This is a genomic window from Nocardiopsis sp. CC223A (assembly GCF_030766825.1).
Taxonomy (GTDB): Bacteria; Actinomycetota; Actinomycetes; order Streptosporangiales; family Streptosporangiaceae; genus Nocardiopsis.
Genome location: NZ_JASFDV010000075.1, coordinates 23,579 through 33,814, shown reverse-complemented (window position 1 = coordinate 33,814; position 10,236 = coordinate 23,579). Strand labels below are relative to the sequence as shown.

Here is a 10,236-nt window from a genome sequence, read left to right as displayed (position 1 = left end):
TCAGAGCCCCCATACACACCATGTCGCGCATCGACGTCCCCGCACCACTGGCCCGGGTCGGGGCCGGGGAGGTCGTCCTGGCCGGAGTGGCCTGGGCCCAGCACCGGGGGGTGGACGCCGTCGAGGTCCGCGTCGACGGCGGTCCCTGGATCGCCGCCGAACTGGCGAAGGCCCCGGGCATCGACACCTGGGTGCAGTGGGTCACCGAGGTCTCCGTCGAACCCGGACGCCACGACGTGGAGGTCCGCGCCACCGACGCCACCGGTGCCGTGCAGACCTCCGAACGCGCCGAACCCATCCCGAGCGGAGCCACCGGATGGCACCGGATCGCGTTCACCGCGACCTGAAGCCCGACACAACGCACGACTTCACCACCGATCCCACGGTTTTCACGAAAAGAAGAGTCGAAGGAGACGAAGATGATCCGCAAGAGCATGCTCGCCGGTGCCGCCGCCGCTCTGGCCCTGGGCCTGAGCGCCTGTGGAGGCATGGGCGAGGAGGAGACCCCGGCCGAGGGCACCGCCACCGAGGAGAGCACCGACCAGGGTATGGACAACGGCGGCGAGGAGGAGATGGCGACGGCGGGCGAGAACTTCGGCCCGGGCTGCGCCGCGGTCCCCGAGGACGGTGCCGGCAGCTTCGACGGCATGGCCCAGGACCCGGTGGCCACCGCCGCCTCCAACAACCCGGTGCTGTCCACCCTGGTCACGGCGGTGACCGAGGCCGACCTGGTGGACACGCTGAACTCGGCGGAGGACATCACCGTGTTCGCGCCCACCGACGACGCCTTCGCGAAGGTCCCGGAGGAGGACCTGGAGGCCCTGCTCGCCGACAAGGAGCAGCTCACCGAGGTGCTGACCTACCACGTCGTGGAGGGCCGCCAGGCCCCGGACGCGCTGGAGGACGGGACGTTCACCTCGCTCCAGGGCGGGGACGTCACCGCTGAGGGCGCCGGTGAGGACTTCACCGTCAACGGTGACTCGAAGGTGGTCTGCGGCAACGTCCAGACCGCGAACGCCACCGTGTACATCGTCGACACCGTGCTGATGCCGGAGTAGTCGACACGAGTCCCGGACGGCCCGCGAGCACAGGCCGGGTCGTCCGGGTGCATCGGGGCCGCGGTGTGCGCCGCGGCCCGCCATCACGGCAGGGAGGACCGGATGGACCACGACGCGGCACGCCCGCACGGCCCCCGGGCCGCGGGACCGGAACCGAAGGCGGTATCCGAGCCCGAACACACCCTCGCCGAGCTCCTGGGGAGGGTGGCGCGCGGCGACGAGGCCGCGTTCGGGGAGGTGTACGACCGGGTCGCCCCGTCGGTGTACGGGCTGGTCCGGCGGGTGCTGCGCGACCCGGCCCAGTCCGAGGAGGTCACCCAGGAGGTCATGGTGGAGGTGTGGCGCACCGCCTGTCGCTACGATCCGCGGCGCGGAACCCCGCGGGCGTGGCTGATGACCCTCGCCCACCGCCGCGCGGTGGACCGGGTGCGCTCGGAGCAGGTCGGCGCGGACCGGGAGGCGCGGGCGGCCGCCGCCGAGGTGGACCGCCCCTACGACGAGGTCGCCGAGGAGGTCACCGACCGCCTGGAGCGCGAACGCGTACGGCGCTGTCTGGACACCCTCACCGAGCTCCAGAGGCAATCCGTGCGCCTGGCCTACTACGGCGGCTACACCTACCGTGAGGTGTCAAGACTGCTGTCCACTCCGCTGGGCACGATCAAGACGCGGATGCGCGACGGCCTGATCCGGTTGCGCGATTGCCTGGGGGTGGAGTGGTGAGCCGGAGACTGCGGCAGGACCCGCACACACTGTCGGGCGCCTACGCCCTGAACGCGCTGCCCCCGGAGGAGACGGTCCGCTTCGAGGACCACCTGGCCCGGTGCGACACGTGCGTACAGGAGGTGCGCGGGTTCACCGAGACGGCCGCGCTGCTGGGCGAGTCGGCGCGGACACCGCCCCCGCCGGAGCTGCGCGCCCGGGTGCTGGCCGAGGTGGCGCGCACCCGCCAGCTGGCCCCGCCGCCCGACCGGCTGGCCGAGCCCGGCCGCCGCTGGTGGACGCGCGGGTCGACATGGGTGATCGCCGCCTGCCTGGTGGCGGCGGTCGCACTGGGCGCGGTGGCCGTCGAGCAGGCGCAGCGCATCCGGGACCTGGAACAGAACGAGCGCCTGGTGGCCGCGGTGCTGTCGGACCCGGGCGCGGAGTACACCGCCGCCGAGCCCATGGAGGGCGTGTTCGTGGCGGCGGTGTACTCCGAGGCCCACGGCAGCCTGGTGTTCAGCGGCCACGGCCTGGAACCGCTGGAGGACGAGGACTACCAGCTGTGGTTCACGCGGGCCGACGGCTCCGTGTACTCGGCCGGGGTGCTGCCGGTGGACGAGCGAGGGGTGGTCGCCCCGATCCCGGCCTCCCCCCGGGGCGCCGACACCGAGGGGGTCGCGGTGACCGTCGAACCGCTCGGCGGTTCCGAGCAGCCCACCTCCGAACCCATCATGGCGATGCCCATCCGGGGCTGAGGGGCCCGTGGCCCGGGGAGGTGTTCACGCGACGGTGACCTCCTCGGGCCGCGGCAGGTCCCGCATGACCGGGGAGAGGCTGAACAGCGCGGCCAGCCCCGACACCACGGCCATCGACAGGAACACCCAGGTGGGTCCGGCGGTGTCGAACACCAGGCCCACGCCGAGGATGCCGACCGGTTGGGACACCAGGCACATGAACGTGACCGCGCCCAGCACCCGGCCCTGGTACTCGTCGGTGACCGACGCCGCGATGTAGCCGTAGAACACGGCGTTCACGCACGGCACGATCGCGAACACACAGCCGACCATCAGACCCAACGACAGCACGTTGGGCGCGACCACCAGCGCGAGCGCGCACACCGGCGCCGACCAGGCGGCGGCCAGGAACATCGCCGAGGGCCGCACCAGTTTGACGACCGGCCCGGCCACCAGTGCGCCGACCAGGCCGCCGGTACCGGCCAGTGACACGGTGAGGCCGATCTGCACGTGGCTCGCACCCTGGCTCTCGGCGGTGGCGATGAGCGCCAGGAACGCGCCGGTGTGGGTGAAGGCGACGTTGAAGCCGACGATCCACATCAGCATCGGCCGCAGGATGGGGTGCCGGGCCAGGAACACGAACCCGCCCACCATGCCGCGCAGGGTCCACGGCTCACGGGTGCGGTACCCGGACGACTGCATGGGGCGCCGGATGAACAGCACCAGCGCCGCCGACACCAGGTAGGTCAGCGCCTCGGCCAGGAACGGGAAGGCCCGGCCGAGGTTGAACAGGACCCCGGCGATGGGCGCGCCCAGGGCGCTGGTGCTGAAGAAGCGGATCTGGTTCTGGGCGGAGGCGTCCGCCACCTGCGGCGCGGGCACCAGCTGCTTGATGGCGGCCATGGCCACCGGGTTGGAGACGCCCATGAGCGCCGAGGAGCACACCGCGACGGCGATGATGACCGGGAAGGTGGTGTTCCCGCTGAGCAGCACGATCCCGAACACGCCCAGCAGGACGAGTCGCCCCAGGTCGCAGCAGAGCAGGACGACGCGCCGGTTGGATCGGTCGGCGAGCGAGCCCCCGACGACGGCGGCGATCATGGCCGTGACCACCTGGGCGGCACCGATGACCCCGGCGTGGGCCGCGGACCCGGCGATCATGAGGCACAGCAGCGGGTAGGCGACCTCGCCGCTCTCCTTGCCCAGTCCGGCGAAGAACCGGCTGGTCCACAGGGCCTGGAAGTCCCGGTTGCGGATGAGCGGGGGCGGGTCGGCGACGAGCGGGTGCGGGGTGTCCGGCGCGCCGGGCGGGCGGGGCCCGCCCGGCGCGGGGACCGGGTTCGGAGTGTCCGGTCCGGTGGGTGGCGGGGCGTCCGCACCGGGGAACGGAAGGCGGTCGGCCGTGCCGGGCACGGAGGAGCGCCGAATGGTGAAACTCGGGTGAAAACGGAGTTGGTCCGCCGCCATGGTGATCGACTCCCCTGAGGGTCCCTCCGGTACCGGGGATGACGCGATGCCGGCCTGCTCTGCTCGATGGGCGTGTGCGGGGCCGTCCAAGGGCCGATCGGCACACGCCGTCTCCGGGGTCAGGGGAGCCTCCCGGGGAGCTGTCCGGGGGGTGAGGTTGTCATGCCGCCATTATGCTTGCATTCCCAACATTAAACGTCTTTCCCGAGCCGGATCACGCACATCGATGATTCGTGTCGAAAACCTTCTGTCCGCAGGTCGGAAAAGGTTTCGGGGGCGGCGGCGACGACCCCGGACGCACCCATGGTGTGGGGTTTCCCTCCCATGGCCACGTCCGGCCACGGATCCCCCGGAAATCAGTCCGAACTCCTCTTGACCGGAGTCCGGGAACTCCGTTCAGGCGTGCCGTAAAGAACCCGGTGAGAATGCAGATGCACGTGAAATACGTGCTTCACATGGGAGAAAAGAGAAAAGAGAACCGCGTGGGGTTCCCGGATGAGAACCCCACGCGGTGGTCGTGCCGGAACGTTCGCCTCGGGCGCGGTCAGTCCTGCCGCTCCTCGGCCCGGTGGCCGTCGGCGGAGCGCCGCCCGCGCGCCGCGGGCCGCTGCCCGGCCGCGGCGGCCTCGACCGTCCACGGGGTGCGTTCGAGATAGGCGACCACGGCCGCCCCGGCCAGCGAACCTCCCGCGACGAGCAGGTACGACAGGGTCCACCCGCCGGTCAGCTCCGAGAACAGGCCGAACAGCAGCGGACCGCCCAGGGCGACGCCGCTGCCCACCCCCTGGACGAACCCCGACAGCGCGGCCGAGCCCCGGGCCGTGGTGGCGCGGGTGTTGATCATGGTCATGACGACCACGAACAGGCTCGTACCCAGGCCCAGGAAGCACGTCCACAGCGGGGCCAGCCAGGCGGGGCCCACGGCCAGGCCCAGGTATCCACCGGCGTACCCGGCCACGCCCAGCGCGACGATCGGGAACGTGTCGGCGGCCCGGGCGGTGACCGTCGGCGCGACCAGGCCGAACAGCAGGCTCACCCCGACCATGAGGGACACCATCGTCCCGGCGTAGGCGGAGGTGTGCCCGGCGTCGGTGAGCAGTGCCGGCAGCCAGGTGAACAGGGTGAAGACGTTCCAGGTGACCAGGCCGAACAGCAGCGCCATCCGCCAGGCCATGCCCACCCGGTACAGCGGGCGGGCGAGTTCGGGGCCCTGGTCGGACCGGGCGGTGCGACCGGTGCGGCGCGCGCCCGGGGACATCCACTGGGCGGCCCACAGCAGGCCCGCGACCAGGGCGACGACGGACCAGGAGCCCAGCGCGACCCGCCAGCCGAGGGCCTCGGCCAGGGGCACCGCCACCAGGGGCGGGAACAGGGCGCCGATGTGGATGGCGACCATCTGGACCGTGCTCAGCGCGGCCAGCCGGTCGGGGAAGTACTGCTTGATCAGCGGGGGCAGCACGACGTTGCCCAGCGCGGCTCCGGTGAGCGCCACGGCGGTGAGCAGCAGCAGGGCGCCGGTGTCGGGGGCGAAGGCGCGCAGCGCCTGCCCGGCGGCGGTGAGAAGCATGCTGAGCACGACCGTGGCCTCGGGGCCGATCCACCGCATGATCAACGGCGTGACCAGGCCGAACACGGCGAAGGCGAGCAGCGGCAGCGTTCCGAAGACACCGATGACGGTGGCGGTGAACCCGAACTCCGCGGAGATCGTGGTCAGCAGGGGTGACAGAGAGGTGACCACCAGGCGCAGGTTGAGCGCCGCGCAGGCGATGGCCACGAGGGCGAGGATGCGGCCCCGGCGGGCTGTGGTGGGCACCGGGGCGGGCCGTACCGACGGTCGGTCGGCGACGGCCGTCATCGACGAGGGTGACATAACGGCGACGGACGTCCCTTTGTTCAGCGGTGGTGCGGCGTTGCACCAGAGCCAGGCCGACCGGCGAGCGCCATCGCCTGCCTCCGAAGGATCACTTCTCGGGCGAGCCAAATACGACCTTGTCGCCTAAATGTTAGGCATAACTCGGCTGTATACACAACTTTCCGTACTTAATACGGATAAGATGCGTATATGGCTGACCTCGACGAACTTGATACGGCGATTCTGGCCGAACTCCAGTCGGACGCACGGAAGACCAACCGCGATGTGGCCGCCGCGGTGGGCGCATCGCCCACGACGACCCTGGACCGGACCCGCGCACTGCGCGAGAAGGGTGTGATCCGCGGCTCACTCCTGGACGTGGACCTGGAGCTCATCGGCCGTCCGGTGCAGGCGCTCATCACCGTGAGCGTGGACAAGCCCTCGCGGCACAACATCGAGGCGTTCCGCGACTGGGTGCGCTCGCTGCCGGACACGCTGTCGGTGTTCGTGACCTCCGGCAGCGAGGACTTCCTCATCCACGTGGCGTTGCCGGACAACAACAGCCTCTACGCGTTCGTCATCGACAAGCTCACCGAACGCCCGGAGGTGGCCGACGTGCGCGCGTCGATCGTGTTCGAGCACCTGCGCAACGACCGCATCTCGCCCACCAACGCCCGCGCCCGCCGCCGGGCCTGACCCCCGCACCCCCGAGGGCCGCCCGGGCCCGGAGCCCGGGCGGCCCTCACGCGAGGAGGAGGGCCGGGGGCGGCGCGGGCTCCGAGACGGTCGGGGCGGCCACCCGGCCTCGACCTCCCCGGCACCTGCGCCCGCACCGCCGGCGCACGGCCGCGTCAGGCAAGGGTCCGGTGGGACGAGAGGGGCCGAAGCGTCCATCAGGACGACCGGGGCGGCTGGTCGACCTCGGCTTCTCCCGCGCCCGAGCCCCGTACCGCCGGCGGCCGCGAACGTGAAAACGTGAAAGGGGGCCGGGAGTAGGGTGGGCGGCCTTGTCCACCGCCGAGACGAAACACCCCATGACCCCTGTGACCGTGGCCGCGGTTCTCCTCGCGGCGCTGCTGCACGCCGCCTGGAACGCCATCGCCCACGGCATCACCGACCGGCTCCTGGGCTTCGCGCTCATCGGCCTGGGCGGCATGGTCCCCACCCTGCCGCTGCTGTTCGTCGTCGGTCCGCCGCCCCGGGAGGCCTGGCCGTTCCTGACCGCCTCCGTGCTCGCCCACCTGGTCTACTTCGGCCTGCTGATGGCCTCCTACCGGAGCGGCGAGTTCGGGCAGGTGTACCCGCTGGCCCGGGGCACCGCCCCGTGGGTGGTGGCACTGGTCGGGGTGACCCTGCTGGGCGAGACCGTGTCCGTGCCCCACCTGCTGGGGGTGCTGGCCGTCTCGGCCGGGCTGATGACCCTCGTGTTCGCCGGCGGGCGCCCCTCCCGGGCACGGCCGGCGGCCCTGCTCTTCGCGTTCGCCACCGGCCTGGCCATCGCGGCGTACACCGTGGTGGACGCCTACGGGGTGCGGTTCACCCGGGACCCGCTGGGCTACATCACGTGGATCATGGTGCTCCAGGGGCCGGTGTTCTTCCTGGTCGCGGTGTTCATCCATCGGGGGAGGCTGTTCGCCCGGCTCGAACCGGTGTGGAAGGTCGGGCTGGCGGGCGGCGCCATCAGCGCCGCCGCCTACGGGATCGTGCTGTGGGCGCAGCTGAGCGGTGCGCTCGCGGGGGTCGCCGCGCTGCGCGAGACCAGCATCGTGTTCGCCGCGCTGCTGGGCGGCCTGCTGTTCAAGGAACGGTTCGGAGCGGTGCGCGTCGCCGCCTCCGTGATCGTCGTCTCCGGGGTTCTGCTCCTGGCGACCTGAACGGGATTCGGTCGCCCGGCCCCCGGACTGGTCGGCGACCGGGCCCCCTCGTATCGTGTCCGTGTGACCGACGCCTCAACGGAGTCCACCGCCGTCCGCCGCCTCTGGCAGGACCTGGGCCTGCCCGGGCTCGTGGACGTGCACACCCATTTCATGCCCGACAACGTCCTGCGCAAGGTGTGGGCCTACTTCGACGCCCTGGGCGGGTACTGGCCCATCACCTACCGGGACGACGAGGCGGCCCGGGTCGCCCGGCTGCGGGAGTTCGGCGTGCGGCGGTACACCGCGCTGTTCTACGCCCACCGCCCCGGCATGGCCGCCTGGCTCAACGACTGGGCCGCCGGATTCGCCGCCGACCACCCCGACTGCCTGCACGGCGCCACCCTCTACCCCGAACCCGAAGCGCGCGACTACGTTCCCGCCGCCATCGCCGCGGGCGCCCGCGTGTTCAAGGCCCACGTGCAGGTCGGCGGCTACGACCCGCGCGACCCGCTGCTCGACGAGGCCTGGGGCGCGCTCGCCGACGCCGGGGTCCCCGCCGTGGTGCACTGCGGGTCCGGACCGCTGCCCGGCGAGCACACCGGGCCGGGGCCGTTCGGGGAGGTGCTGCGCCGCCACCCCGGGCTGACCGCGATCATCGCCCACGCGGGGTCTCCCGAGTACACGGCCTTCCTCGACCTGGCCGAGCGGTACCCCGGCGTGCACCTGGACACCACCATGGTGTTCACCCGGTTCACCGAGCGGCGGGCCCCCTTCCCCGCGGACGGGTACCCCCGGCTCAAGGACCTGGCCGACCGCATCCTGCTCGGCACGGACTACCCGAACATCCCCTACCCCTACCTGGAACAGCTCGACGCCCTGGTCGGCCTCGACCTGGGCGACGACTGGCTGCGCGGCGTCCTGCACGACAACGCCGCCCGACTGTTCGACCTCTGACCGCGCCCGCACGACGCCGAGAAAGGCCGCCATGGAACTCGCGCTCACCCCTTTGGAGTTCGCCCGCCGGACCCGCAGGCTGCACCCCGGCCGACTCGCGGTGGTCGACCGCGGACTGCGGCTGACCTACGAGGAGCTCTTCGACCGCTGCGACCGGTGGTCGTCGGTCCTCCAGGGGATGGGAGTGGGCCCGGGCGACCGGGTCGCCTACATCGCGCCCAACACCCACGCCCAGCTGGAGTCGTTCTACGCGGTGCCGCAGCTGGGGGCGGTGCTGGTGCCGGTGAACTTCCGGCTGACCGCCGAGGACTTCGTCTACATCGTCGGGCACTCCGGCGCGAAGGTGCTGTGCGTACACGCCGACCAGCTGGACGCGGTCGACTCGGTGCGCGACCGGATGCCGGGGGTGGAGCGGTTCGTCGCGCTGGAGGGCGCGCGGGAGGGGTGGGAGGACTACGAGGAACTGGTCGCGGGGGCGTCCGCCGCGTTCGAGCGCCCCGAGATCGACGAACATCAGCTGCTGACCATCAATTACACATCCGGAACGACCGCCCGGCCCAAGGGTGTGATGATCACCCACCGCAACGCGTACATGAACTCGGTGGGCACCCTGCTGTACGGGCGGATCGGCATCGGCGAGTCCTACCTGTGGACACTGCCGATGTTCCACGCCAACGGGTGGACGTTCACCTGGACGGTGACGGCGGCGGCCGGGGTGCACGTGTGCCTGCCGGCGATGGACCCGGCGACGGTGTTCGAGCTGGTCCGGGCCGAGGACGTGCGGTGGCTGTGCGCCGCTCCGACCGTGCTCATCATGCTCGCCAACGCCCCCGACGACGTGCGCGGCGAGGTGCCGGCCGGGGTCCACGTGTTCACGGCGGGCGCCTCCCCGGCGGCGGCCACCATCGAGCGCCTGGAGGACGGGTTCGGCTGGACCGTCACCCACGTGTACGGCCTGACCGAGACGGCGCCGTTCATCACCGTCTGCGAGCCCCGCGCCGAGCACGCCGGGCTGCCGCTGCGGGAACGGGCCGCGGTCAAGGCCCGGCAGGGGGTCGAGCTGATCACCTCCGGCGAGCTGCGGGTGGTCGGCGACGACGGCGTCGAGGTGCCCTGGGACGGCAGGACGGTCGGTGAGATCACCGTGCGCGGCAACGTGGTGATGAAGGGGTACTACAACGACCCCGAGGCCACCGAACGCGCCATGGGCGACGGGTGGTTCCACAGCGGCGACGCCGCCCTGGTGCACCCGGACGGGTACGTGGAGATCCAGGACCGGCTCAAGGACGTCATCATCTCCGGCGGGGAGAACATCTCCTCCGTCGAGGTCGAGGGCGTGCTGCTGCGCCACCCGGCGGTCCTGGAGGCGGCGGTGTTCGGCGTCGCGCACGAGAAGTGGGGGGAGTCGCCGCGCGCCGCGGTGGTGCTGCGCGAGGGGGCACAGGCCACCGAGCAGGACATCATCGGCTTCGCCCGGGACAACCTGGCGCACTTCAAGGCGCCGACCAGCGTGGAGTTCGTGGAAGCGCTGCCCAAGACGGCCACCGGCAAGATCCAGAAGTTCGTCCTGCGCGGCGGGGCCTCGGCGGTCTCGCGCCAGTGAGGGGGAGGTG

Annotated in this window: 9 protein-coding genes and 1 pseudogene; 8 read left to right on the top strand and 2 right to left on the bottom strand. The window is 71.9% G+C overall.

Annotated elements, in window-relative coordinates:
- From QJS33_RS24460 to QJS33_RS24445, 4 genes and pseudogenes are all read left to right on the top strand, one after another.
- Positions 1-347: pseudogene (locus QJS33_RS24460) on the top strand (molybdopterin-binding oxidoreductase); the annotation flags it as partial.
- A gap of 72 nt (positions 348-419) precedes the next feature.
- Positions 420-1,058 (top strand): fasciclin domain-containing protein, encoded by a 639-nt coding sequence (locus QJS33_RS24455; protein ID WP_306370415.1) that lies wholly within the window; start codon positions 420-422, stop codon positions 1,056-1,058.
- Positions 1,059-1,160: 102 nt separating this feature from the next.
- The gene (locus tag QJS33_RS24450) at positions 1,161-1,778 is read left to right on the top strand and encodes a sigma-70 family RNA polymerase sigma factor (RefSeq protein ID WP_306370414.1); all 618 of its coding nucleotides are present in this window, start codon (positions 1,161-1,163) and stop codon (positions 1,776-1,778) included.
- Entirely contained in the window at positions 1,775-2,515 is a 741-nt protein-coding gene (locus QJS33_RS24445; RefSeq protein WP_306370413.1) for an anti-sigma factor, read from the top strand. Before QJS33_RS24450 ends, QJS33_RS24445 begins: the two co-directional genes overlap by 4 nt.
- Positions 2,516-2,539: 24 nt before the next feature.
- Here the strand turns inward: QJS33_RS24445 and QJS33_RS24440 are convergent, their stop codons facing one another.
- Entirely contained in the window at positions 2,540-3,907 is a 1,368-nt protein-coding gene (locus QJS33_RS24440; RefSeq protein ID WP_372339710.1) for an MFS transporter, read from the bottom strand.
- A 598-nt stretch (positions 3,908-4,505) separates the two neighbouring features.
- Entirely contained in the window at positions 4,506-5,831 is a 1,326-nt protein-coding gene (locus tag QJS33_RS24435) for a CynX/NimT family MFS transporter (RefSeq protein ID WP_306370412.1), read from the bottom strand.
- A 192-nt stretch (positions 5,832-6,023) separates the two neighbouring features.
- On the opposite strand from QJS33_RS24435, the gene QJS33_RS24430 reads away from it, so the two are divergent.
- From QJS33_RS24430 to QJS33_RS24415, 4 genes are all read left to right on the top strand, one after another.
- Entirely contained in the window at positions 6,024-6,509 is a 486-nt protein-coding gene (locus QJS33_RS24430) for an Lrp/AsnC family transcriptional regulator (RefSeq protein WP_306370411.1), read from the top strand.
- A 338-nt stretch (positions 6,510-6,847) separates the two neighbouring features.
- Positions 6,848-7,687, top strand: coding sequence for an EamA family transporter (locus tag QJS33_RS24425; protein ID WP_306370410.1), 840 nt, complete (start codon positions 6,848-6,850; stop codon positions 7,685-7,687).
- 63 nt (positions 7,688-7,750) lie between these two features.
- On the top strand, positions 7,751-8,623 hold the full coding sequence (locus QJS33_RS24420) for an amidohydrolase family protein (protein WP_306370409.1): 873 nt from the start codon (positions 7,751-7,753) through the stop codon (positions 8,621-8,623).
- A gap of 31 nt (positions 8,624-8,654) precedes the next feature.
- The gene (locus tag QJS33_RS24415) at positions 8,655-10,226 is read left to right on the top strand and encodes a long-chain-fatty-acid--CoA ligase (protein WP_306370408.1); all 1,572 of its coding nucleotides are present in this window, start codon (positions 8,655-8,657) and stop codon (positions 10,224-10,226) included.
- Positions 10,227-10,236: the final 10 nt, after the last annotated feature.

Bases quoted from the DNA above. Each gene is read 5' to 3' on its own strand.
- QJS33_RS24455 (WP_306370415.1), top strand. From the start codon at position 420: ATGATCCGCAAGAGCATGCTCGCCGGTGCCGCCGCCGCTCTGGCCCTG.
- QJS33_RS24450 (WP_306370414.1), top strand. From the start codon at position 1,161: ATGGACCACGACGCGGCACGCCCGCACGGCCCCCGGGCCGCGGGACCG.
- QJS33_RS24435 (WP_306370412.1), bottom strand. From the start codon at position 5,831: ATGTCACCCTCGTCGATGACGGCCGTCGCCGACCGACCGTCGGTACGG.
- QJS33_RS24430 (WP_306370411.1), top strand. From the start codon at position 6,024: ATGGCTGACCTCGACGAACTTGATACGGCGATTCTGGCCGAACTCCAG.
- QJS33_RS24425 (WP_306370410.1), top strand. From the start codon at position 6,848: ATGACCCCTGTGACCGTGGCCGCGGTTCTCCTCGCGGCGCTGCTGCAC.
- QJS33_RS24415 (WP_306370408.1), top strand. From the start codon at position 8,655: ATGGAACTCGCGCTCACCCCTTTGGAGTTCGCCCGCCGGACCCGCAGG.